Genomic DNA, 23161 nt, shown 5'->3' with positions numbered 1-23161 from the left:
ATACAGATTATTCTAACATAGGAGGAAATCTACATTGCTACTTCTACAAATGATTCTAAATATTTTACTAGGCGATCCACACGAAAGACAGTTCGAAATTAGAGAAAACATTCAGCTACTAAGTGAACAACCAGCGTTCAACGATTTAATAGAACGTTATGGTCGATCTTTCTTATTAAACTTTCGGATTCGAAGATTTATCGGGAAACACGATGCACGCTTGTTAATACATAATCCAGCAAAACTACAACACTTCTGTGAAGAACTTGAATGTATGATTAGAAAAAGGAGGTTTTTCATATGAACGCTGTAAAAGTTAAAAAGGTACGATATGCTTTCGTACACCTCGTAGGTCCACTTTCTTACCTCACTATTTCTATCATTTGGGGAGCTTTTTTCACTACTAAATCCACATTCGAAAATATATATGATAATCTTGGCGTGATGGCCATCTATTACGTGTTCATGAGTTTACTGTGGTTTTTCTATTTAGATCGATTAGACAAAGACATAAATAAGATTACAAAAGAAATTAACGATAATAAGATGTAACACATAACAAAGGAGAGCCCTTAAGACTCTCCTTTGTTATGTTAGCTTCGTTTCTGCTTCTTATTTGATGAAGATACTTTATGAGAACCTGTTTCATGTGTCGTCGTTCCTTGTCCTTCAACTTCTGGAGAACCTAGGCCCGATCTTGAATGATCTTTTTTCACTTTTTTACTCATTTATATTCACCCCTTCGCGTTACTTTTTGCTACGAGGGAATAAACTATACAATATGTAAAATAAAAAGCGAGAGGAAATCCTCTCGCCTTTTTTCATATTTTAGAATTCAGAAGAACCTGGAGTTCTTGGGAATGGAATTACGTCACGGATGTTAGCCATACCAGTGATGTACATTAGGAAGCGCTCGAAACCTAGACCGAATCCAGCGTGTTTTGTACCGCCGTATTTTCTAAGTTCTAAGTACCACCAGTAGTCCTCTTCGTTCATACCTAATTCTTTAATTCTGTCTACTAAAACGTCCATTCTTTCTTCACGTTGGCTTCCGCCGATTAATTCGCCGATGCCAGGAACTAGAAGGTCAGTAGCAGCTACTGTTTTACCGTCTTCATTTAAACGCATGTAGAATGCTTTAATGTCTTTCGGATAGTCAGTTACGAATACAGGGCGTTTGAAGATTTCTTCTGATAAGTATCTTTCGTGCTCTGTTTGTAAATCAATTCCCCATTCTACTGGGTATTTGAAGTCAGCACCTGATTCTTGAAGCACTTTAATTGCTTCTGTATAAGTGATGCGACCGAAGTCAGAGTTAATTACGTTGTTCATGCGCTCAAGAACTGTTTTATCAACGAAGCTGTTGAAGAATTCCATTTCTTCTGGTGCATGCTCTAATACGTATTTCATTGCATATTTCAGCATATCTTCTGTAAGGTTCATTACGTCCCCTAGTTCAGCGAATGCAATCTCAGGCTCAACCATCCAGAACTCAGCAGCGTGGCGAGTTGTGTTTGAGTTTTCTGCACGGAATGTAGGTCCGAATGTGTATACGTCACGGAATGCTAATGCATAAGCTTCAGCGTTCAGCTGTCCACTTACTGTTAAGTTTGTTTCTTTACCGAAGAAGTCTTTTGACTCATCAACTTTTCCGTCTTCACCTTTTGGTAGGTTATTTAAATCTTGCGTTGTTACGCGGAACATTTCGCCAGCACCTTCTGTATCACTACCAGTGATGATTGGTGTGTGAACATGTACGAATCCACGCTCTTGGAAGAATTGGTGAATCGCAAATGCTGCGATAGAACGTACGCGGAACGTTGCAGAGAATGCATTTGTTCTTGGACGTAAGTGAGCGATTGTACGTAAGTATTCAAACGTATGACGTTTCTTTTGAAGTGGGTAATCAGAATCTGATAAACCCTCGATATCAATTTTTTCTGCTTTAATTTCAAATGGTTGCTTCGCTCCAGGCGTTGCAATTACTTTACCTTCTACTTTAACTGAAGAGCTAAGTGGAAGTTTTGCAATTTCTTTGAAGTTCTCTAATTCTGTATCGAAAACGATTTGAACGCTTTTGAAAAAGCTACCGTCGTTTAATTCGATGAAACCAAATGCTTTTGAATCACGTAAGTTACGAATCCACCCTGATACTTGTACTGTTTGATCTGCATACTTTTCTGTATCTCTATACAGACTTTTTACTAATGTGTTTTCCATAGTGAAATTCTCCTTTGCTCATATATTTAAATACAAAAAAACCTTTCATCCATAAAGGGACGAAAGGTTAAACTTCGCGGTACCACCCAATTTGTCATAAAGACCAACTTTAACTCGTATGTAATACATACTTCCCGGTTTGTAACAGGCCGGATTCCCGTCTAAGTCTACTCTTGAATACAAAATTCAATTTCGGTTAGCAACTCCAAGGTGTTCTTCACATATACCGCCTCATCAGGCTCTCACCGTCCCTGACTCGCTTTGGATTATAGTATATACTACTTTTCCTTATCATCGTCTTTCATTTTGTTAAACTAAAATTAATGTACTACATTCGAGAGAAAGATGCAAGGTGTCGGAAAATATATGAGCGATTTTTGTAATATATCGACTTACCGACAGTGTCCGACAACCAATCCAATAAAAAAATTGCCGGAATGAATCCGGCAATTTTCTAATTACTTACGTAACTCCGCACCGAATTTCTCTTCTACCGTTGTTAGTACACGGTTATGTGCTTCTGTTACTTCTTCGTCTGTTAATGTACGTTCTGCATCGAAGTAAGTCATAGAGAATGCAAGTGATTTCTTGCCTTCTTCCATTTTTTCACCTTCGTATAAGTCGAATAGTGTTACGTCTTTCAGAAGTTCTCCGCCAGCTTCAGCAATGACTTGCTTCATTTCACCAGCTTTTGTTTCTTTTGTTACTACAACAGCCATGTCACGTGTCATAGATGGGAAACGTGGAATTGCTGAGTAGTAAGTTTCCTCAGCGTCTGCACCGAATACTTTTACAAGAGATAATTCAAATACGAATGTATTTTTCACATCTAATTGTTTTTCTGCTTCTGGGTGCAATTGACCGATGAAACCAATTACTTCGCCATCTAATACGATGTCAGCTGTACGGCCTGGGTGCATACCTTCACGTTTTGCCGGTGCATATGTGATTTGATTTGAAACGCCAAGCACGTCGAATAGTCCTTCTAGTACACCTTTCACAACGAAGAAGTCTACTACTTTCTTCTCACCTTGCCATGCATGGTGAAGAGCAAGACCTGTCATAACACCTGCAAGATGTTGTTCTTCTTTCGGAAGTTCTCCTTCTTCTGTCGGTAAGAAGATAGAACCTACTTCGTATAAAGCAACGCTGTCGTTTTTACGAGCGACATTGTATGAAACTGCTTCTAGTAATTGCGGTACTAAGCTTAAACGAAGTTGGCTACGTTCTTCACTCATTGGAAGTGCAAGACCTACAGGCGCCTTTTCGTTTGGCTCAACCATATATTGTTTCGCTTTGTCAGCGCTTGTTAATGAATACGTAATTGCTTCATATAAACCAGCACCCTCTAAGAAGCGGCGTACTTTACGACGTTTCGTTTGTGCTGATGTTAATTTACCACGAGTCATCGTTCCAGAAGGTAATGTAACTGGAATGTGGTCATAACCGTATAGACGGCCCACTTCTTCTACTAAGTCTTCTGAAATTGTAATATCAGGACGACGTGCTGGTACATTTACATGGAATGTTCCTTCTACTTCTGTAAATGGGAATTTCAAGTTTGTGAACATTGTACCCATTTCACTCGCAGAAATATTTGTACCTAATACACGGTTTACTTTTTCAGCAGTAACAGATACTGTACGCTCTTGTACTTGTAAGTTGTCAGCTTCTACTACACCTTCAAGTGCTTCACCGCCAGCATATTTCGCCATTAAAGCAGCTGCGTGTTGAATTGCTTCAAATGTACGTGTTGGATCGATTCCTTTTTCGAAACGTGCACTTGATTCACTACGAAGACCTAAGTCTTTTGATGTACGACGTACTGTTTGACCTGCAAAGTATGCAGACTCAATTAGAACGTTTACTGTCTCATTTGTAACTTCAGAATCCGCCCCGCCCATTACACCAGCAACAGCTAAAGCTTTCGTGCCGTTTGTAATTACAAGATGGTGGCTTTGTAATGTACGCTCTTGATCATCTAACGTTTCAATTTTTTCGCCTTCTTTTGCAAGACGAACAACGATTTCTTTTGAACCTAATTTATCGTAATCGAATGCATGTAACGGCTGACCATATTCCATTAAAATGTAGTTTGTAATATCAACTACGTTGCTAATTGGACGAATGCCAGCTGCCATAAGACGAGTTTGCATCCACATTGGTGATGGACCAATCTTTACGTTTTTAACCATTTTTGCAATGTATAACGGGTTTTCTTCTTTCGCTTCTACACTTACAGAAATATAATCAGAAGTTTTTTCTGCTGTTTCTTGTAAGTCGATAGCTGGAAGTTTTACTTCGCGGCCATAAATAGCAGCTACTTCATATGCAACACCTAACATGTTTAGGCAATCTGCACGGTTTGGTGTTAAGCCAAGCTCAAGTACTTCATCGTGTAAGTTTAAAATTTCAAGTGCATCTGCACCAACTTCAGCGTCACTTGGGAAGATGAAGATACCATCTGCGTATTCTTTTGAAACTAACTTTCCATCAATACCAAGCTCTTGAAGAGCACAAACCATACCGTGAGAAGCTTCACCGCGTAGTTTTGCTTTTTTGATTTTGAAGTTACCAGGAAGTACAGCTCCAACTTTTGCAACTGGTACTTTTAAACCTTTTGCAATGTTAGCAGCTCCACAAATAATTTGAACTGGCTCTTCTTCACCGATATCGATTAAGCATTTGCTTAATTTATCAGCTTCTGGGTGTTTTTCACATTCTAATACGTGACCAACTACAACACCTTTTACACCTTTATTTAATACTTCAACGCCTTCTACTTCAATACCACTTTTCGTGATTTTGTCTGCTAGTTCTTGTGCTGTTACATCTTTAATATCTACATACTCTTGTAACCAACGATATGATACGAACATATTTATCCTCTCCTTCCCTTACGCTCGTTTGAATTGTTGTAAGAAACGTACATCATTTGTATAGAAATGACGAATGTCATCTACTCCGTATTTCAACATTGCGATACGCTCTGCGCCCATACCGAATGCGAAACCTTGATATTCTTTTGAATCATAACCAGCCATTTCAAGTACGTTCGGGTGAACCATACCTGCGCCTAGAATTTCAATCCAGCCAGTTCCTTTACAAGTGCCGCAACCTTTGCCATGACACATCATACAAGAAATATCCATCTCTACAGATGGCTCTGTGAATGGGAAGAAACTTGGACGAAGACGGATTTCACGATCTTCACCGAACATCTTTTTCACGAATACTTGCAGTGTACCTTTTAAGTCACTCATACGAATGTTTTTATCAATTACAAGACCTTCAATTTGCATGAACTGATGTGAATGCGTCGCATCGTCGTCATCACGGCGATACACTTTACCAGGACAAATAATTTTGATTGGGCCTTTTTCTTTATTATTTTCCATCGTACGTGCTTGCACAGAAGATGTATGTGTACGTAGTAACGTTTCTTCTGTAATGTAGAATGTATCTTGCATATCACGCGCTGGGTGATCTTTCGGTAAGTTTAGTGCTTCGAAGTTGTAGTAGTCTTTTTCTACTTCTGTTCCTTCAGCTACTTCATAACCCATACCGATGAATACATCTTCAATTTGCTCAACAACAGCTGTTAACGGATGGTGACAACCTGTTTCAACAGGACGACCTGGCAGTGTAACATCGATTGTTTCAGTAGCTAATTTCGCTTCGATTACTGTTTTTTCTAAGTTACTAATTTTGTCATCTAAACGCGTTTGAATCGCTTCACGCACTTCATTTACTAATGCTCCCATACGTGGACGCTCTTCTGCTGACAATTTCCCCATGCCGCGTAATACTTCTGTAATTGGGCCTTTTTTTCCTAAATACGCTACGCGTACGTCGTTTAAGCCCTTTAGCTCTTTCGCTTCTTCAATAAGCTCTAACGCTTTTTGCTTTAGCTCTTTTAAACGTGCTTCCATTTTGGAACCCTCCTAATTTTAAAAATAAAAAAACCTCGCTCCCAAAAAGGGACGAGGTAAATTCGCGGTACCACCCTAAATTGACAGAACAAGTCTGCCCACTCATTAGTTATAACGATCAATTCTGACCGGAACGCCTTTACATATACATGGTCCTGGCGTCAACTCCAGAGGTGAATTCACTTCCGTCTACCATAAGAATGCTTTCAGTCTACGGCACTCTCTCCCTATATGGCGATTTTGTAAGTTACTCTTCTCTATCAACGTTTTTCGTTATTTAACTTTTAATATAATGTACTTCAACTTATTATAAGAAGTTTTTTATTTGTTCGCAACCGGGCTTTGCAAATAATACGTTAAAATCCCTGCTGCAACCGCAACATTTAATGATTCTGCCCCGCCGTAAATCGGAATATACAAGTTTTGATCCGTTTTTGCAAGAATTTCTTGGCGTACGCCATTTCCTTCATTTCCTACAATTAATGCAAAACTGCCAGCCGGCGTTACTTCACCATACGGAACTCCATTTTCAAGAGCTGTTCCATATACAGGAACGTTGTTTTCTTTTAACTTGTCTACCCATTCTTCTAAGTTCCCTTTTACAATTGGTAAGTGGAAAATAGAGCCTTGTGTAGAGCGGAGTACTTTACTATTGTAAACATCAACACAACCTTCTCCAAGCACAACAGCGTGAATACCAGCTGCATCAGCTGTACGAATAATTGTTCCTAAATTACCTGGGTCTTGCAGGCCATCTAATAAAAGGAATTTCCCATCAGTAAGAGCTACTTCTTTCTCATGCTTCTCACAAACAGCAAATACACCTTGTGTCGTTTCTGTTTCACGAAGTATTTTGACAATCGCCTCAGGTACGATATACATTTCCACATCATTAACTGTCCAATCTTTCGGAAGGTCTGTCTGATCTGAAACGATAAGTTCTGTTACAATTCCTGCCTTCAAAGCTTCCTCGACTAAGTGGAATCCTTCTACAAAAAATAAACCTTTTTTATCGCGTTCTTTTTTCGTTTGCAGCTTTTTCCACTGCTTTACACGCGGATTTTGTACTGAATCAATGTTTTTCATAATATGTATTTCCCTCTCTTCTTGTCTTATCATTATAGCCTATTTTTCATACATATTTACATAAAAAAGAACAAAAACTAACGTCAGTTTCAATTCTGAAGAAGAGGTGAAAGCAATGAGTTTTAATTTACGCGGTGCTGTATTAGCGAATGTATCTGGAAATTCACAAGATCAATTACAAGAAACAATCGTCGATGCAATTCAAAGCGGTGAAGAAAAAATGCTTCCAGGTCTTGGCGTTTTATTTGAAGTCATTTGGAAAAACGCTGATGAAAATGAAAAGCACGAAATGTTAGAAACACTAGAGCAAGGATTAAAAAAATAAGCAATTTGAAAATCACCTTTGCATAAGCTAAGGTGATTTTTTTTCGGAAAAATTTTTTCTTCTCCTAAACATTTCTACTTTACTAACGAACTATGATGGAGTACAATGTTCAAAATACATTTAAACCGATCGATTTTTCTTCATATACACCATAAGATAAAAGGAGTGAATGTTTTATGCACCGTATTACGCTTGAACAAATTTTTAAACACCACATTACACAAAAATACGTAAACCGTTCTGGAATGGTCCACGCGATCGCTGTCGCTTACCATGCGTTTCACCTAGCCAAAAAGCATCACGCCTCAGTCGATGCTGCCACAAAAGCTGGCTTCCTTCATGATATCGGACATCATACGTGGTACACAGGCGGCGAATGGGATTATGACTTATATAAAAAGAATGATATCCATGCAATTAAAGGTGCTGAAAGAGCACATAAATTACTTATTAGATTAGGAGAACATCCAAAACTAGCAAAAGAAATTTCTATTGCAATTCTTCTTCATACAGATTCTTTCTTAGTGGAACAAGAAATTGAAAGAACATCTCTTCAAAATATTATTAAATGGGCAGACGAAGCAGATGAAGAACCGGGCGGAGCGCATCATTATCGAACAATTTCTTATGAAAAAGCACTTAAAGCAATTCAGCAATTAGATCGATTGGTAGAGCGTGAATTGCAAATAGAGCAAGCAAAATTGAATAACAAGACAGAACATAGTTATCAATGAGAAAGAGGCATCACTACAGGGTGATACCTCTTTTATTATTTTATGGAAAATACACCTTTATATGTAATATTTAAATATTACGCCTGAAAACAAAATGCCTTATAATTAAATATACAAATATAAAGAGGTGATTCTACATATGCAACCCGCTACACAACTTTCTAATGAACAGAAATACTCTATGTCATGGGGACAATTTATTAGCTCCGTTGTATTCGCTTTTTTCGGAACCGGACTTATTACTGTGTTCCTCGCAATGCCCTTAACAATTTATACAGCCGGTCTTACAGATAAAAAACAAATTGCCCTGTATGAATCTATCGTAAATACTGCAAGTATTGTATTACAGCTAGCCGTGTTGTTATTCTTCATTTTTAAATTCGAACCCGCAAAAAAATTACTACTACAATCATTTAACTTTAAAGCACTGAGAGAATGGCGTACATACGTATACTTACTTCTTTTCTTCGCTATAAACATTTTACTCAATTACATCTTGTTAAATTATGTGTTCCAAGACGCAACAAAGCAGCAATCTTCCGCACTAAACTTAGATGTCTTTAAGCAGTATCAAATATTATTACTTCTGGGCTTTGCAATACTCACACCAATTTTTGAAGAGCTTATTTTCCGTGGCTTTATACTTCGCTTTTTCTCAGAACGCTTTCCATTTTGGATTGCAGCGATTATAACAAGCTTCTTCTTCGGTATCGCTCATACATACTCACTTGGCGTAATGGTCATTACTTTCTTCATGGGATTATTAATGGCTATTTTATGTAAAAAAACAAAATCCATTATTCCAGCTATGTTATTTCATATTATGAATAATATGTTGGCATTCTTGAATTAGAAAGAGGTATCCTCACGATACCTCTTTTATTAATTCGTATGATCACTTCTCATTTCCATCAATTTATACATATTTATTAATATTATCCAAAATAAACTTCATGTAGTAAAATATAACTTAATTCATATAAAGGAGTTTACATATGTTTAGTGTTATTTGGATGCTTTTCACGCCACTTCTCTTACTATGCGGGATTGCTGGTGGTATTTTTTTAATAGTAACAGGAATTAAATATCGGAAATTACTCGTTGGTTTAATGGGGCTACTTAGCCTATCCTTTGTCACACTACCTTTTGTTTTTTTAAGTATAGGAATTAATATGGATACAATCTTCCCCATTCCAACTGCTCTTTACTGGACCCTATTTTCTTTAACTGGATTATTAGCAGGGATAAGTGGATTCCAAGCAAAAATTAAAAGTATACGTAATATGGGGTTCATTATTTTTACCATTGGAATATTAGGGGTTATCTTCTGGGTACTCATGTCTGTAGGTGATTGATTCTATATAACTTTTTTCGAAACCCACAAATCGGAGGTAATACAGAAATGTTCGGAATATTAATTTGGATGATTTTAGCTTTTACTTTAATGTTATGCGAATTCATCGTCGGCATTTTTTTAATTATTGCTGGTATGAAATGTCGTAAATCATTTACTATTATAGCTGGTTTAATTAGCATATCTCTTATCGTTGTTCCTATCATTTGTATAGGTTATGGAATAGACTTAGAGGGGATGATTCCAATTTCAGGAACTTTATATTGGGGTCTCTTCTCTTTAGCTGGACTATTAGCTATAGTAAACGGAAGACACATATCGAGTATTCGTTCTATGGGGACGATTTTATTTATAACAGGATTATGCTCTGTAAGTGGTTATTACGTTTTATATCTTACTCTTTAAAAAGACAAAAAAAGCAGGGAAATTAATTCCCTGCTTTTCTATTTGGTTTATTGCCTGATGGTAAGAAAAACGATAACACCCAAGCGATACCTGCTAGTATCGTTGCGATTAAGAAGGCATCGTTAATACCGTTAATTGCAGATAGCTTTGAAATTTGTCCATATAATAGTTGTGTGCTCATCGCGTCTCCTGCTTGAGCTGATCCAGCTAAGGCCGCTAAACTTTGCCCCATGCCATGTATTTTATCAACTAAAATTGGGTTTGATGTTGTTAACATGTTGCCGTAATCTGCTACGTGAGCAGTCGTTTGTTGCGTCATAAGTGTAATTAAAATCGCTGTTCCGATTGAACCCGCTACTTGTCTTGACGTATTTTGCGTTGCTGTACCGTGAGAAATTAATTTCATCGGCAGCGCGTTCATACCAGCCGTCATAATTGGCATCATAATGAATGACATACCAATTGAACGTATAATATAATCCGTCATAATAACGCTATACGGTGTATCCATCGATAATTTTGTAAATTCATATGTCGCATACGTCGTAATTGCCAATCCAATTATCGCTAATGGACGAATGCCATATTTATCGAATAATTTACCCGCTACTGGTCCCATGATCCCCATAATTAATGATCCTGGAAGAAGTAGTAAACCAGATTCAATTGGCGTAAAGCCACGAATGTTTTGCAGATATACTGGAAGCAATAACATACCTCCGAATAATGCCATCGTAACGATTGCGTTAATTACTAAAGTGAAAGTAAATACTGGATATTTAAATACTTGTAAATCAAGCATTTTATTGTCCGTTGTTAACTCTCTCCAAATAAATAACGCTAAACCAATTACACCAATGATAAGTGAAATAACAACTTCTGCACTAGTCCAACTATTATTTCCAGCCTCACTAAATCCGTACAGCAAGCTTCCTAGCCCAATACTTGAACTAACAACACCAAATACATCTAATTTTGTTTTAGACACTGGCTGAGCTAGTGTAAAGAATTTTAAAGATAGGAACGTAATAATTAAACCGATAATAAACATCGCATAGAACATTAAGTTCCAGCTGTAATTTTCAATTACCCAACCTGTTACAGTCGGTCCGATAGCTGGAGCTAAAATCATCGCTACACCTAGTAACCCCATCGCTGCTCCGCGCTTATGAGGCGGGAACAATGTCATAAAGATATTCATACCAACCGGCATTAAAATACCCGCACCAACTGCTTGAATTACGCGGCCCGTCATCATCATCGTAAAGTTTCCGGAAGTAGCACAAATGATAGATCCTACCGTGAAGAATAACATTGCTGCTACGAATAATTTACGATACGTAAATCGTGAAACTAAAAATGCACTAATCGGTACTAAAATACCATTTACAAGCATGAAGCCTGTAATTAACCATTGTGCTGTTGAAGTTGATACGTTAAATTCATTCATTAACGGAGGTAATGCAACGTTAATAATTGTTTGGTTTAAAATAGAAACGAACATGCCGAGAATTAATACAGCTACAACTGCTTTTACGTTCACATTCTCTACAGGCGTAGACATTTGTTTTTTCGGCACTTCTTTTTCTTGTTTTACTTCTTCTTGCTTTCCTGTTTCTAACTCAACTACATTAGAAATTTCCGATTCTTGCTTTCGTTCAATTTCTTTCTCTTCTGTTTCAACTTTACTTATTTCTATTTTACTTACGGCTGGGACTTGTTCTTCTCCCATTTTCGTTTTTTTCTTTCGTAAAAGACGATTTACAAGGAAGAAGACGATTATACAAAATAGTGCATATCCTGCAATTACAATTGAGGACATCTCATCTCCCCCTTACTTATGAATACGAACTGTCACATTCATGCCAGGAACAATATTTACTGATTTGCTATGATCTAAAGAAATTTTAACTGGTACTACTTGTGTTACTTTCGTATAGTTCGCTGTTGCGTTGCTTGATGGCAACATAGAGAATGTATTCGCTGTTGTTAAGCCAACTTGTTCTACTTTTCCTGTTAACGTTGTATCTGGGTATGCATCTACATACACATCTACATCTTGACCTTTTTGAACATCATCAACATCTGTTTCTTCAATGTTTGCTGTTACCCATAAATTGTTCATATCGAATGCGTAAGCAATCGGGCTACCAGCTCCAACGAAAGCATTTGTTGTTGCGTTTGATTGTACAACCGTTGCATTTTGTGGAATTGTTACATCTACTGTTTGTTCTCCATTAGCTGCCGCTACAGTAACAGTACCTAGTTTATCGTTCTCATTATAATTTTTTCCTACTTCAGCTTTCCAGTCAGTTAGTTTACCTGCTACTGGTGAAGCAACCGGAATTACCTTCCCATCAATCTTTGCATTGTCTGTTTTTAAGTAATTTTCCGTTTGGTTGTAATAGTAATAACCGCCAATACCGCCGCCAACTAGTACAATTAATGTGATAATGTTGATAATTACCATTCTTCGAAACTGATTCATTGCATTCCTCTCCTTATATCGCATATAATTTTTTTCTAAACTATTTATGTCCTTATTGTTTAGATTGTTTAATTGTTAATTATATTAACCTTTTAACAAAAAAATCACACCATCTGCAGCGTAAATCGAAATTTATCTACCTGCGAGCGGTGCTGATTTCTGAAGGACTATCGTTTATAATTATAAATAATTATTTTGAATCTACAACCGACAATTTACGTATGAAATGTTGCTTAAACAACAATATAATACCAATATGTTGTTTAAGTATAGAAAATTAAACGAGGAGAAGAAAAATGTCTATTAAAAATACAAATGATCCACGTGTAAAGCGAACGAGACAACTCATTCAGGATGCTTTTGTCGCTTTAGTAGGCGAAAAAGGCTTTGAAAATGTAACTGTGCAACATATCGCAGAACGCGCTCCTGTAAATCGCGCTACATTTTATAGCCATTACCATGATAAATATGACCTATTAGACAAAAGTATTGAAGAAATGTTAGAGAAGCTAGCAGAAGTAATTAAACCGAAAAATAGAAATAAAGAAGATTTTCAACTTACATTTGATTCACCTCACCCTACTTTTTTGGCTTTATTCGAACATATCGCAGAAAATGTAAACTTTTATAACGTTATGCTTGGGGATAAAGCTGCCGGAAACTACTCTTATAAAATGATGAAAACAATACAAGTGCATTTAACATTAAGCTTGTCTATTTCACAACCAGATGATGAAGATCTTATGGTTCCTCGTGATATTTTGATTAGTTATGTGACAGGGGCTCACATCGGAATGATTATGTCATGGTTAAAAAGAGGAATGATATATACTCCGCATTTTATGGCGATGCAATTAACTCGTTTAATTATTTTAGGCGCTCATACTGCAGCAGGATTAGAACGGCCTTTTTAAAACATAAAAAAGCGAAGGAGAATCTCCTTCGCTTTTTCTATTAATTAAATGTAATGTTATGTACAGCCTCTTTATCAAGACGTTTAATAACTTCTACAATTAACTTTACTGCATTTTCATAATCATCACGGTGTAACATTGCCGCATGAGAATGGATATAGCGCGTTGCAATTGTAATTGCCATAGAAGGAATACCATTTACAGCAATGTGAATCGCACCCGCATCCGTTCCTCCGCCCGCTACTGAATCATATTGATACGGGATTTGTAATTCATCAGCAACATCAACTACGAAATCACGTAAACCTGTATGTCCAATAACAGAAGCATCATATAAAATGATTTGTGGTCCATCGCCCATTTTACTTTGCGCTTCTTTTGACGTTACACCCGGTGTATCTCCAGCGATACCAACATCTACTGCGAACGCGATATCTGGTTTAATATAATTCGCAGATGTTTTTGCGCCACGAAGACCAACTTCTTCTTGTACAGTTCCAACGCCGTATACAACGTTTGGATGCTTTTCATCTTTTAATTGTTTTAATACGTCAATTGCAATTGCACAACCGATTCGGTTATCCCATGCTTTTGCAAGTAACATTTTTTCATTCTTCATCACTTGGAATTCAAAGTAAGGTACAACTTGATCTCCTGGTCGTACGCCCCACTCCATCGCTTCTTCTTGGCTAGAAGCACCGATATCGATGAACATGTCTTTAATTTCAACTGGCTTTTTACGAGCTTCTGGAGGTAAAATGTGCGGTGGTTTTGAACCAATTACACCTGTTACATCTCCTTTACGCGTTACAATCGTCACGCGCTGCGCAAGCATAACTTGTGACCACCAGCCACCAACCGTTTGGAAGCGAAGGAAACCTTTGTCATCGATTTGTGTAATCATAAATCCAACTTCATCTAAATGACCTGCAACCATAATTTTCGGACCGTTTTCTTCCCCTACTTTTTTCGCAACTAAACTCCCTAAATTATCAGTAGAAAGTTCGTCCGCAAACGGCTCGATATATTTCTTCATTACTTCACGTGGTTCACGCTCGTTACCGGCAATACCACGTGCATCTGTTAATTCTTTTAGCATTGTCAATGTCGCGTCTAATTTTGTCATTGCCAACACCCTCCTTTTTCTTCAGTCAATTTATTATACAATAATTAAATTGAAATATTCAAAAATTAAATTAGTATCCTTGTGTTTGACGCTGATGATTTACTTCATTTTTATCTAAATATGCTTTTTCAATCTCTTCTTGCTCAAATTCAAGTGCTTGTCCAAGTCGAAGATAGCTCGTAAATAATTCAATATAGTTTGTAATAGATGGTTGATCTGTAAAACGAATTACTTTCGCATATGTGTCTAAGAAAATTTCCACTTGTGTTTTATTCGTTTGTGCACATTTATAGAATAGGAAGTTTTTATCAATACCTAAATCAATTCCGATTGATAAAATAAAATGCAAACCATCTACGTACTCTTCTAATATTACTTCACGTTCCGAAGCTGGTTTGTTGCTCCAATATTTAAAACAACGTGTTTCATTTGCAAGTTCTCCAATTTCTACAAGAAGAGCTAACATTTTTTCTTTTAACAATTTTTTCGGTTGTAAGTCATGTTCTTTTGCAATACGGTCATCTAATTCTTTTTGTAATTTAAATAGTTGTAGTAAGTCCATTCTATTGTCCTCCTCCAACATCGCATTTTTCGCAACAATGTTGTTTCATCTCAAAGTTCATTATTATGTTTCAGTTCTTATGAATAAGTCAGCTATCTACCTCTTTATAAAATAGCTTGTCCTTAATTTACAAATACGTTTCAGTCATCGCTCTTAAATTGTTCATCTGATGAAAGTTCCATATCATCTTTCCATTATAGCAGTGTCGTTTCGGCTAGGAAAGATACTCTTCTTTCCAAAAGAGCAGAATTAAAAAAAGCCAGGAGTATTCTCCTGACTTCATATGTATATTCTTCTATACTGCTATAACTTTTATATTGATTTTGTCATATTGATAATGACATAGTCGTTAATCTTTAGAATTTCTTTTCACTTCTAACTTCTCTTTGAATACAAATAAAAAACCTTAGAAGAAAATTCCTAAGGTTTTAACTAATTAATTAGTTAATGTTGTTTTTTGCAACTGTTGCTAATTCAGCGAAAGCTTTTTCGTCATGAACAGCTAAGTCAGCAAGCATCTTGCGGTTAACTTCGATGCCAGCATTTTTAAGACCGTGCATTAAGCGGCTGTAAGAAAGACCATTCATACGAGCTGCTGCGTTGATACGTGTAATCCATAATTTACGGAAGTCACGTTTCTTTTGACGGCGGTCACGGAATGCATACATTAGAGATTTCATAACCTGTTGGTTAGCAACCTTGAATAATGTATTTTTTGAACCGTAGTAACCTTTTGCTAATTTAATTACTTTTTTACGACGTTGACGAGTAACTGTACCACCTTTTACTCTTGGCATAATATTACCTCCTAATTGTTCTATATATCAGCCGAACTTATTTTAAGTTGTCAAGCATTTGACGAATGCGTTTGAAGTCACCAGCGCTTACTACACCAGCTTTACGTAGTTTACGTTTAGCTTTTGTAGATTTGTTAGCGAATAAATGGCTTGTGTAAGCGTGAGAACGTTTCAGTTTACCTGATCCAGTCTTTTTGAAACGCTTTGCAGCGCCGCGATGAGTTTTTTGTTTAGGCATAGGTATTTCCTCCTCTATCTATTACTTATCGTTTTTCGGTGCTAAAACTAAGAACATACTGCGTCCTTCCATTTTAGGCTTAGATTCAACTGTACTAACTTCAGCACAAGCTTCTGAGAAGCGATCTAAAACACGTTGACCGATTTCTTTATGAGTAATGGCACGTCCTTTAAAGCGAATTGACGCTTTAACCTTGTCGCCTTTCTCTAAAAACTTGATAGCATTACGAAGTTTTGTGTTAAAGTCGTGTTCATCAATTGTTGGACTTAAACGAACTTCTTTCATGCTAATTACTTTTTGATTTTTGCGCTGCTCTTTTTCTTTCTTCTGTTGCTCAAAGCGGAATTTACCGTAGTCCATAATGCGGCATACTGGCGGTTTCGCATTTGGAGCAACTAATACTAAATCAAGATTAAGATTTGCAGCTAAGTCTAAAGCGTCATTACGAGACTTGATTCCAAGTTGATCGCCATTTGCGCCAACTAAACGTACTTCACGTGCACGAATTTGCTCGTTAATCATCATATCCTTGCTAATAGTAAGCCACCTCCAAGGTTTTCTCAGAACATATTTTGTAGTCATAGAACCCGAACAAAAAAAGTGCGGGCATACGACACCCACACTTGTAAAATCTTAAGTAAGAAATACATTTACCTGTTAACTGCGAATGCGTCCATCAGGTGAGAAGCGGGTGCTTCTACTTGTTCCACAAAACAATATTCTATTATCCTTGATGAGTTTATCATAGGACATGACGTCTGTCAAGAAGACGCGATGTGTTTTACTAACAACAAGAAATATTGTAACAAACAACTAACATACTTGCAATACTTTTTTATGATAAGTGTCACATGGTTATTTTTTCTAATTTCTCTCGAGTATATTACATAAAAAAGCCGCGGTATACCGCGGCTTTTTCTTATCGTTTTCCTTCTACTTTAATCATGTCAACAAAAGCATCTAATCCGATTGTTTCTGATTTTTGTTCACCATATTTACGTACGTTTACGCCGTTTTCAGTTACTTCATTGTCACCTACTACAAGCATGTACGGAATTTTTTGCATTTGTGCTTCACGGATTTTGTAACCGATCTTCTCTTCACGAGTGTCTAATTCAACACGGATACCAGCACGACGCAATTCGTCTTGTACTTTCTTCGCATAGTCTAAATGTACTTGCGGAGAAACTGGAATTACTTGTACTTGAACTGGAGCTAACCATGTTGGGAATGCACCTTTGTATTCTTCAATTAAGAAGGCTACAAAACGTTCCATAGTTGATACAACACCACGGTGAATTACAACTGGACGATGTTGTTTACCGTCTTCGCCAACGTATGATAATTCAAAGCGTTCTGGAAGTAAGAAGTCTAATTGTACAGTTGAAAGTGTTTCGTCTTTTCCAAGAGCAGTACGAACTTGAACATCAAGTTTTGGACCGTAGAATGCCGCTTCACCTTCAGCTTCATAGTAATCAAGACCCATTTCATCCATAGCTTCTTTTAACATACCTTGTGCTTTTTCCCACATCTCATCATCCGCATAATACTTTTTAGTATCTGCTGGGTCGCGGTAAGATAGACGGAATGAGTAGTTCTCTAAACCGAAATCTTTGTACACTTCTAGAGTTAAGTTTACAACACGTTTTAACTCTTCTTTAATTTGATCTGGACGAACGAAAATGTGCGCATCGTTTAAAGTCATTCCGCGTACACGTTGTAATCCAGATAACGCACCTGACATTTCATAACGGTGCATTGTTCCAAGTTCTGCAATACGGATTGGTAATTCACGGTAGCTGTGAATATCATTTTTATAAACCATCATATGATGAGGACAGTTCATTGGACGAAGAACTAATTCTTCGTTATCCATTTCCATTGATGGGAACATGCCATCACGGTAGTGGTTCCAGTGACCAGAAGTTTCATAAAGCTCTCTGCTCCCTAGTACTGGAGTATATACGTGATCATAGCCTAAGCTTGCTTCTTTATCAACGATGTAACGCTCGATAATGCGGCGGATTGTTGCACCTTTTGGTAACCAAAGTGGTAAACCTTGTCCTACTTTTTGGCTATTAGTAAATAGTTTTAATTCTTTACCTAATTTACGGTGATCGCGCTCTTTCGCTTCTTCAAGCATACGTAAGTGCTCATCTAATTCTGCTTTCTTAACGAATGCAGTACCGTAAATACGTTGTAGCATTTTATTATTGCTATCGCCGCGCCAGTAAGCACCTGCAACGCTTAATAATTTAAACACTTTAATTTTCCCTGTAGATGGAAGGTGAACACCACGACAAAGGTCGAAAAATTCGCCTTGCTCATAGATTGAAATAACTGCATCTTCTGGAAGATCGTTAATTAAATCTAATTTTAACTCATCGCCGATTTCTTCAAAGCGACGAATTGCTTCTGCACGTGGTACTTCATGACGAACGATTTCTAAGTTCTCGTTCACGATTTTTTGCATTTCTTTTTCGATTTTCTTGAAGTCTTCAACTGTAATTGCTTCTTCCATATCAATATCGTAGTAGAAGCCATTTTCAATTACTGGACCAATGCCAAGCTCAACCTTAACATCTTTATATAAACGTTTTAACGCTTGTGCTAAAAGGTGGGCTGTTGAATGGCGTAAAATATATAGGCCATCTTCAGAATCTAATGTAATGATAGAAACTGCACCATCTTCTTCGATTGGTGTAACAAGATCGATCATCTCATCGTTTAATTTTCCAGCTACAGCTTTTTTCTTTAAGCCTGGGCTAATAGAAGCTGCGATTTCTTCAGTTGTTACGCCTTTTGGAAACTCCTTCACAGCTCCATCAGGGAAAGTAATTTTAACTACATCTGCCATCACTGGTCACTCCTCTTTTTCTCAAAATAAAAAACACTCATCCCGTAAAAAGGGACGAGTGTTGAATTCGTGGTTCCACCCTTGTTCCAATTAACATAATTGTTAATTGCTCAAGTTCAACATAACGGTGTTGTCCGTTAGCAATTACTAGAAAAACCGTTCACTGCTAAAGTTTAGAGGTGGTAAGTAATAATCCCGTACTAGGAAGCTCACACCCTAAGGCTTCCCTCTCTGAAAATCGTAGAAAACTACTCATGTCCTCATCATGACATTTCAATATATTTCATTTATGTAGGTAATTATATGCTCAAAAACTTAGAAAATCAAGGGCGTTACCTTTATTTTTTAAATTTTTCACATTGCGCTCAAAATCATGTAATCCATGTAATTGGACCCGTTCTTGGAACACATTTCGCAAAGTAATAATCATATTATGGTCTTGTTCTTTCGTATATAAATAAATCTTTTTAGGCGAAATAGAAAGAAGCGGCGCAATTACTTTCGTATCAATATATACATCATTTTGCTTTAATAATTCCTCATCTATATATTGGACCAACTTCTCCTGTTTTAAACGTCTACCTTTATCATCATAAAAGATAAAGCTTTCATCAAAAATAAGATGCACGCAAGACAAACGTGATTTACGGCTACTTACTTGTTGCCGAAGCGTTTCAATGAACATTTGGTATTCTTGCTCCATCTTATATTCATCAATTGCCACTTCCGCAAGTTTAGCCACCATTTCCCTATATGTACGAAGACGAAAACGGATATATGATGAAAACGAGAATGAGAGCGGATCACAAAGCCAATTATTTAAAGAAGACTTAATATATGACTCAAATGCGTTACGCGTTAAATCCTGAGCTACACCTTTTCTTCTTCCCTTTAAAATCTCATGTGCCATGTGCAATATTTGATGACACTCTTCTTGTTCTTCATAAAAAAACTTTTCTTTTAAAATTGTATAAATCCACTCATTTTGTTTCACATTCACAATGAAATACACCATTACTGGCAATAAGATTTTTTCAATATAATTCGATTCACGTACTGGTATGTGAATCACCACTTTTTGTTCCTGTAAATACACACTCGTTTCCTTATATAACACTTCCGCTCTTTTCAGCAATTGTCTATATACGTGCATAGCATCATTTTTTTCTTCGAAGCAAATTTCAATCACTTTTGTCCCCCCTTTTATCCCCGCTCTAAAGGACTGTATCTATACGTTACAAATCCTATAAGAGTCCGTCCCGCGTGAATTTCACTCTTAGTAGAATCACATTTCCTATCGTTAGAAAATCCACTCAATATGGCTTGCTAATTTTATATATATTAAGGGAGGGAGAAAAAAATGATACAAGCTACTATGAATTTTTATTGTATACTTTACTTATCAATAAAAGGGGGTATCTGAATGTTTGAATATAAATTCGTAAAAGTCGAATTACATTGGGGGTTCACTCGCTCAAAACCAGCTGAAGACTACCAAGAAATTATTCAAGAACATGCTAGAGATGGCTGGAGGTTCGTACAGATTGTTGCCCCTACGATTGGCAGTTCTGGACAACCTGAATATTTCGACCTCATATTTGAAAAGAAAATATCACTATAATACAAAAGAGCAAGCTTCTCAGCTTGCTCTTTTACTTATGACGACGGTTTTTCCCACCAATTGGAATTGGTTTCGCTAAATATTTAATTCTCTCCATAATACGTGCTGCCTTCATTTCTTCAGCCTCACCACGCTGCGTATACGTTAAATGGTGTTCCAGTTGTTTAAAATCAAAATTAGACGTAAAGAACGTCGGTAAGTTTTCTAACATACGGAATTGCAAGATTGCACCAAGCACATCGTCACGCACAAAGCTTGACATCGCTTCTGCCCCGATATCGTCTAACATTAAAACTTGTACGCGTTTAACCGCATCAATCTTTTCACCAATCGAATTATCTTGAATTGAACTTTTAATTTCACGTAAAAATTCCGGGAAGTATACGAGCATCGAGCTTATTTTCTTTCGAGCAAGCTCGTTCGCTATTGCTCCTAAAAGGTACGTTTTTCCTACACCAAATTTACCGTACAAATATAAACCTTGTGCTTTTTTACCTGGTTCATATGTACTTAAAAATTCATTCGCTGCACCAATTGCATCGATACGTGCATTTAAATCAGAAGGGTCTAAGTTTTCCATAGTTGCCTGCAAAATATCCGTTGGCATATATACACTTTGAACGAGTTTTTCATATTTCTTTCTCTCGTCATGCGCTACTTTTCTAACGCAGCGATCGTATTGAATATCAATCATCTTCCCTTGAATAACAAGCTTTGGCTCATAACCTTGTAGCATATTTTTACATGAACCTAAATCCGGACAATCCACGCAACCTACACTTTGTCCAATATATTCGTATAACTTCACAAGACTGCGCTCAATCATAGAAGTCGTTACTTCACCCTTATGTTCGTCTATAAATTCTTTCACACGCGGATGCCCCATTACTTCTGCCTTTAGTACTTCATATCTATTTTTAAAGTTTTCATTTTCCATTAATTTTGCAAATGAATTTTGAATATGCTCCATTTTCTCACCTCAAAGAGCGTTCATTCTCTTCTATTAATCACGCTTATATTTTTTTAACACTTCTTCTAGTCGTTTTCTTTCATCTTCTAGCGTACTTGCATCTTTTTCTACACTTGTATCTTTCTTCTCTGTTTCTTTCTCTTGTTCTTTCGGCTCTTCTTCCTTAAGCCAATCTGGCACCATTTCTTTCCGCACCGTTTTCTTCGCCGTACGGCCTTTTTTCTTCGTCTCAGCCCACTCTTGATATTGACGGTTCTCTTCTTTCGCTAACGCCATCGCGTCCGCTACTGTACCGACCTTTTTACGTGCCCAATGCCCAGCAATCTTCTCGACATACGTTTTCGCAAGTTTCATATCTGAGCGTAGCATAACGTAATAAATAAGTACATTCACAACTCCTGGTGTCAATTTTTGATTAATCATGACATCTTCAACGATCTGCAAGTCCGCTTTCGTTGCCTCTGCACCACCAGAAATCTCTTTCAATAGTTGTTTTGGCGAGATTTCCTCTAGCTGCTTTATTAACATCTCCTCTTGCGATGAAGGCTCTTTCTCTTTCATCGTACGTGCAGCATGAGGCTGTACTCTTTCACTTAATACCGGTAATGCTTGACCATTTTCAAATTGATACCAATCGCGCGCTCCTTTTCTAAGCCTTTCCGTATCAATTGTTTGCATCTCTGTCACTGCACCAAGAACGATATTTTGCATCGATAACACATCTACACCATACACGTAAGCAAGTGTTATAACGCAGTCTCTCACTTGATCTGTAATCGCCTTTTTAGGAACAAGAGCGGACAATCCATCTACAAATAAAGAGAAATCAAAGAAATCATTCCAAACTTTCGGAGCGTCTCCCTTCTCGTTACTTGGCATAGTTGTCGTTTTTGGAATACGAAGGTCTTCTTGCGCATGCTCAAGCTGTCCTGGATTAAACGAACCAAACACATCATTGAAAGAACGCGTAACATTTTCATAAGAAGCAAAATCAAATTCTTCTTCTAAGAAATATTGCTTTACTTGATTATATTTTGTCCGGCTCAATCGATTGTATAAAAAGATACTTAAAACAATATCATCAAAAAACTGCTTCGGAGATAAAGGTGGTTGCAACTCATATATGAACATTCGAATATCTTTTTCTTTCTTAATATATACCTTCAATAGCCCAATTGCCTCTAACTTTACTCGTTCCTCATATATTTCAGGAAGTTGCATTTGCATAGTCACCATAAGGGAATGATGCGTATTCTCTTTTCCAAATACACGATCTTGCTCTAGCTCTCCCCATAGTGTCATGTATAAGCTAAAAGCTCTACTACCTATTAACGGCTGATACAACATCGTTAACACTTTTCGGTCGTAATTGTGCAGTAGCCCTTTCGCACTTACTTTATAACGATCAATCGGCAATAGCTCCATCCATGACTGTTTTTCCATTCTTGCTTTTCCTTTCTCTCATCCAATCTATCCTCTACTTCATTCGTTCTATCTTCATTATATAAATTCTTAGTGAAAAAGAGCTATTA

25 protein-coding genes and 4 other annotated features are annotated in these 23161 nt (G+C 37.1%); of the genes, 9 read left to right on the top strand and 16 right to left on the bottom strand.

What is annotated here, in order from left to right; genetic code table 11:
• The first annotated feature begins 34 nt into the window (after positions 1-34).
• Entirely contained in the window at positions 35-304 is a 270-nt protein-coding gene (locus tag QO049_RS06965) for a hypothetical protein (RefSeq protein ID WP_000925537.1), read from the top strand.
• Positions 301-552 (top strand): hypothetical protein, encoded by a 252-nt coding sequence (locus QO049_RS06960; protein WP_000994764.1) that lies wholly within the window; start codon positions 301-303, stop codon positions 550-552. The genes QO049_RS06965 and QO049_RS06960 overlap by 4 nt, the downstream gene beginning before the upstream one ends.
• Positions 553-593: 41 nt before the next feature.
• Here QO049_RS06960 and QO049_RS06955 read toward each other — a convergent pair whose 3' ends face one another.
• From QO049_RS06955 to QO049_RS06935, 5 genes are all read right to left on the bottom strand, one after another.
• Entirely contained in the window at positions 594-728 is a 135-nt protein-coding gene (locus tag QO049_RS06955) for a YuzL family protein (RefSeq protein WP_000039590.1), read from the bottom strand.
• 100 nt (positions 729-828) lie between these two features.
• Positions 829-2220 carry an asparagine--tRNA ligase gene (gene asnS, locus QO049_RS06950; RefSeq protein WP_000432177.1) on the bottom strand — a complete coding sequence of 464 codons (1392 nt, stop codon included), beginning with the start codon at positions 2218-2220 and terminating at the stop codon, positions 829-831.
• A gap of 52 nt (positions 2221-2272) precedes the next feature.
• Positions 2273-2524 (bottom strand) — a binding site (T-box leader).
• 154 nt (positions 2525-2678) lie between these two features.
• A complete protein-coding gene (pheT, locus tag QO049_RS06945) occupies positions 2679-5099 on the bottom strand; it encodes a phenylalanine--tRNA ligase subunit beta (protein ID WP_000498191.1) in 2421 nt (806 codons plus the stop codon).
• 18 nt (positions 5100-5117) lie between these two features.
• A complete protein-coding gene (pheS, locus tag QO049_RS06940; RefSeq protein WP_246961373.1) occupies positions 5118-6152 on the bottom strand; it encodes a phenylalanine--tRNA ligase subunit alpha in 1035 nt (344 codons plus the stop codon).
• 44 nt (positions 6153-6196) lie between these two features.
• Positions 6197-6425, bottom strand: a binding site (T-box leader).
• 48 nt (positions 6426-6473) lie between these two features.
• Entirely contained in the window at positions 6474-7271 is a 798-nt protein-coding gene (locus QO049_RS06935; RefSeq protein WP_001986644.1) for a TrmH family RNA methyltransferase, read from the bottom strand.
• A gap of 82 nt (positions 7272-7353) precedes the next feature.
• On the opposite strand from QO049_RS06935, the gene sspI reads away from it, so the two are divergent.
• The 5 genes from sspI to QO049_RS06910 all read left to right on the top strand — a co-directional run bounded on the left by sspI (position 7354) and on the right by QO049_RS06910 (position 10056).
• Positions 7354-7563, top strand: a complete 210-nt coding sequence (gene sspI, locus QO049_RS06930; protein WP_000009509.1) for a small acid-soluble spore protein SspI — start codon at positions 7354-7356, stop codon at positions 7561-7563.
• Between the two features lie 176 nt (positions 7564-7739).
• Positions 7740-8297: an HD domain-containing protein gene (locus QO049_RS06925; RefSeq protein ID WP_000554786.1), complete on the top strand. Its 558-nt coding sequence runs from the start codon at positions 7740-7742 to the stop codon at positions 8295-8297.
• 139 nt (positions 8298-8436) lie between these two features.
• A complete protein-coding gene (locus tag QO049_RS06920) occupies positions 8437-9150 on the top strand; it encodes a CPBP family intramembrane glutamic endopeptidase (RefSeq protein WP_001182123.1) in 714 nt (237 codons plus the stop codon).
• A gap of 142 nt (positions 9151-9292) precedes the next feature.
• The gene (locus QO049_RS06915) at positions 9293-9652 is read left to right on the top strand and encodes a hypothetical protein (protein ID WP_000493175.1); all 360 of its coding nucleotides are present in this window, start codon (positions 9293-9295) and stop codon (positions 9650-9652) included.
• Positions 9653-9699: 47 nt separating this feature from the next.
• Positions 9700-10056, top strand: a complete 357-nt coding sequence (locus tag QO049_RS06910; protein ID WP_284489233.1) for an ammonia permease — start codon at positions 9700-9702, stop codon at positions 10054-10056.
• A 22-nt stretch (positions 10057-10078) separates the two neighbouring features.
• Here QO049_RS06910 and QO049_RS06905 read toward each other — a convergent pair whose 3' ends face one another.
• The gene (locus tag QO049_RS06905; RefSeq protein ID WP_000095272.1) at positions 10079-11878 is read right to left on the bottom strand and encodes a DHA2 family efflux MFS transporter permease subunit; all 1800 of its coding nucleotides are present in this window, start codon (positions 11876-11878) and stop codon (positions 10079-10081) included.
• 12 nt (positions 11879-11890) lie between these two features.
• Positions 11891-12544, bottom strand: coding sequence for an HlyD family secretion protein (locus tag QO049_RS06900; protein ID WP_001071419.1), 654 nt, complete (start codon positions 12542-12544; stop codon positions 11891-11893).
• A gap of 296 nt (positions 12545-12840) precedes the next feature.
• On the opposite strand from QO049_RS06900, the gene QO049_RS06895 reads away from it, so the two are divergent.
• Positions 12841-13458 carry a TetR/AcrR family transcriptional regulator gene (locus QO049_RS06895; protein ID WP_000023661.1) on the top strand — a complete coding sequence of 206 codons (618 nt, stop codon included), beginning with the start codon at positions 12841-12843 and terminating at the stop codon, positions 13456-13458.
• Between the two features lie 40 nt (positions 13459-13498).
• On the opposite strand, the gene QO049_RS06890 is transcribed toward QO049_RS06895, so the two are convergent.
• The 7 genes from QO049_RS06890 to ytxC all read right to left on the bottom strand — a co-directional run bounded on the left by QO049_RS06890 (position 13499) and on the right by ytxC (position 20227).
• On the bottom strand, positions 13499-14584 hold the full coding sequence (locus QO049_RS06890) for a M42 family metallopeptidase (RefSeq protein WP_000163555.1): 1086 nt from the start codon (positions 14582-14584) through the stop codon (positions 13499-13501).
• A 70-nt stretch (positions 14585-14654) separates the two neighbouring features.
• A complete protein-coding gene (locus QO049_RS06885) occupies positions 14655-15146 on the bottom strand; it encodes a dUTP diphosphatase (protein ID WP_000365050.1) in 492 nt (163 codons plus the stop codon).
• Positions 15147-15586: 440 nt separating this feature from the next.
• The gene (gene rplT, locus QO049_RS06880) at positions 15587-15943 is read right to left on the bottom strand and encodes a 50S ribosomal protein L20 (RefSeq protein WP_001138362.1); all 357 of its coding nucleotides are present in this window, start codon (positions 15941-15943) and stop codon (positions 15587-15589) included.
• 37 nt (positions 15944-15980) lie between these two features.
• Entirely contained in the window at positions 15981-16181 is a 201-nt protein-coding gene (gene rpmI / locus QO049_RS06875) for a 50S ribosomal protein L35 (protein WP_001125945.1), read from the bottom strand.
• 21 nt (positions 16182-16202) lie between these two features.
• Entirely contained in the window at positions 16203-16706 is a 504-nt protein-coding gene (gene infC, locus QO049_RS06870) for a translation initiation factor IF-3 (protein WP_000973215.1), read from the bottom strand.
• Positions 16707-16769: 63 nt separating this feature from the next.
• Positions 16770-16890 (bottom strand) — a sequence feature (ribosomal protein L20 leader region).
• 210 nt (positions 16891-17100) lie between these two features.
• Positions 17101-19038 (bottom strand): threonine--tRNA ligase, encoded by a 1938-nt coding sequence (gene thrS / locus QO049_RS06865; protein WP_284489232.1) that lies wholly within the window; start codon positions 19036-19038, stop codon positions 17101-17103.
• A 47-nt stretch (positions 19039-19085) separates the two neighbouring features.
• Positions 19086-19314 (bottom strand) — a binding site (T-box leader).
• Between the two features lie 31 nt (positions 19315-19345).
• A complete protein-coding gene (gene ytxC, locus QO049_RS06860) occupies positions 19346-20227 on the bottom strand; it encodes a putative sporulation protein YtxC (RefSeq protein ID WP_000569629.1) in 882 nt (293 codons plus the stop codon).
• Positions 20228-20461: 234 nt separating this feature from the next.
• Between ytxC and QO049_RS06855 the strand changes: the two genes are divergently transcribed.
• On the top strand, positions 20462-20659 hold the full coding sequence (locus tag QO049_RS06855) for a DUF4177 domain-containing protein (protein WP_000464457.1): 198 nt from the start codon (positions 20462-20464) through the stop codon (positions 20657-20659).
• Positions 20660-20690: 31 nt separating this feature from the next.
• On the opposite strand, the gene dnaI is transcribed toward QO049_RS06855, so the two are convergent.
• Positions 20691-21629, bottom strand: a complete 939-nt coding sequence (gene dnaI, locus QO049_RS06850; RefSeq protein ID WP_098280960.1) for a primosomal protein DnaI — start codon at positions 21627-21629, stop codon at positions 20691-20693.
• Between the two features lie 33 nt (positions 21630-21662).
• A complete protein-coding gene (locus QO049_RS06845) occupies positions 21663-23072 on the bottom strand; it encodes a replication initiation and membrane attachment family protein (protein WP_000415029.1) in 1410 nt (469 codons plus the stop codon).
• Between the last annotated feature and the right edge of the window lie 89 nt (positions 23073-23161).

This window comes from Bacillus sp. RB3, assembly GCF_030164735.1.
GTDB lineage: Bacteria > Bacillota > Bacilli > Bacillales > Bacillaceae_G > Bacillus_A > Bacillus_A cereus.
This window is presented reverse-complemented; position numbering and strand designations above follow the sequence as displayed.

What these genes read in the sequence shown, in the direction of transcription:
- QO049_RS06955 (WP_000039590.1), bottom strand. Translation starts at nt 728, where the DNA reads ATGAGTAAAAAAGTGAAAAAAGATCATTCAAGATCGGGCCTAGGTTCT.
- QO049_RS06900 (WP_001071419.1), bottom strand. Translation starts at nt 12,544, where the DNA reads ATGAATCAGTTTCGAAGAATGGTAATTATCAACATTATCACATTAATT.
- QO049_RS06935 (WP_001986644.1), bottom strand. Translation starts at nt 7,271, where the DNA reads ATGATAAGACAAGAAGAGAGGGAAATACATATTATGAAAAACATTGAT.
- dnaI (WP_098280960.1), bottom strand. Translation starts at nt 21,629, where the DNA reads ATGGAGCATATTCAAAATTCATTTGCAAAATTAATGGAAAATGAAAAC.
- rplT (WP_001138362.1), bottom strand. Translation starts at nt 15,943, where the DNA reads ATGCCAAGAGTAAAAGGTGGTACAGTTACTCGTCAACGTCGTAAAAAA.
- pheT (WP_000498191.1), bottom strand. Translation starts at nt 5,099, where the DNA reads ATGTTCGTATCATATCGTTGGTTACAAGAGTATGTAGATATTAAAGAT.
- QO049_RS06960 (WP_000994764.1), top strand. Translation starts at nt 301, where the DNA reads ATGAACGCTGTAAAAGTTAAAAAGGTACGATATGCTTTCGTACACCTC.
- QO049_RS06920 (WP_001182123.1), top strand. Translation starts at nt 8,437, where the DNA reads ATGCAACCCGCTACACAACTTTCTAATGAACAGAAATACTCTATGTCA.
- QO049_RS06915 (WP_000493175.1), top strand. Translation starts at nt 9,293, where the DNA reads ATGTTTAGTGTTATTTGGATGCTTTTCACGCCACTTCTCTTACTATGC.
- QO049_RS06925 (WP_000554786.1), top strand. Translation starts at nt 7,740, where the DNA reads ATGCACCGTATTACGCTTGAACAAATTTTTAAACACCACATTACACAA.
- QO049_RS06890 (WP_000163555.1), bottom strand. Translation starts at nt 14,584, where the DNA reads ATGACAAAATTAGACGCGACATTGACAATGCTAAAAGAATTAACAGAT.
- QO049_RS06905 (WP_000095272.1), bottom strand. Translation starts at nt 11,878, where the DNA reads ATGTCCTCAATTGTAATTGCAGGATATGCACTATTTTGTATAATCGTC.
- QO049_RS06910 (WP_284489233.1), top strand. Translation starts at nt 9,700, where the DNA reads ATGTTCGGAATATTAATTTGGATGATTTTAGCTTTTACTTTAATGTTA.
- sspI (WP_000009509.1), top strand. Translation starts at nt 7,354, where the DNA reads ATGAGTTTTAATTTACGCGGTGCTGTATTAGCGAATGTATCTGGAAAT.
- thrS (WP_284489232.1), bottom strand. Translation starts at nt 19,038, where the DNA reads ATGGCAGATGTAGTTAAAATTACTTTCCCTGATGGAGCTGTGAAGGAG.
- infC (WP_000973215.1), bottom strand. Translation starts at nt 16,706, where the DNA reads ATGATGATTAACGAGCAAATTCGTGCACGTGAAGTACGTTTAGTTGGC.
- QO049_RS06885 (WP_000365050.1), bottom strand. Translation starts at nt 15,146, where the DNA reads ATGGACTTACTACAACTATTTAAATTACAAAAAGAATTAGATGACCGT.
- QO049_RS06895 (WP_000023661.1), top strand. Translation starts at nt 12,841, where the DNA reads ATGTCTATTAAAAATACAAATGATCCACGTGTAAAGCGAACGAGACAA.
- QO049_RS06845 (WP_000415029.1), bottom strand. Translation starts at nt 23,072, where the DNA reads ATGGAAAAACAGTCATGGATGGAGCTATTGCCGATTGATCGTTATAAA.
- pheS (WP_246961373.1), bottom strand. Translation starts at nt 6,152, where the DNA reads ATGGAAGCACGTTTAAAAGAGCTAAAGCAAAAAGCGTTAGAGCTTATT.
- QO049_RS06855 (WP_000464457.1), top strand. Translation starts at nt 20,462, where the DNA reads ATGTTTGAATATAAATTCGTAAAAGTCGAATTACATTGGGGGTTCACT.
- rpmI (WP_001125945.1), bottom strand. Translation starts at nt 16,181, where the DNA reads ATGCCTAAACAAAAAACTCATCGCGGCGCTGCAAAGCGTTTCAAAAAG.
- asnS (WP_000432177.1), bottom strand. Translation starts at nt 2,220, where the DNA reads ATGGAAAACACATTAGTAAAAAGTCTGTATAGAGATACAGAAAAGTAT.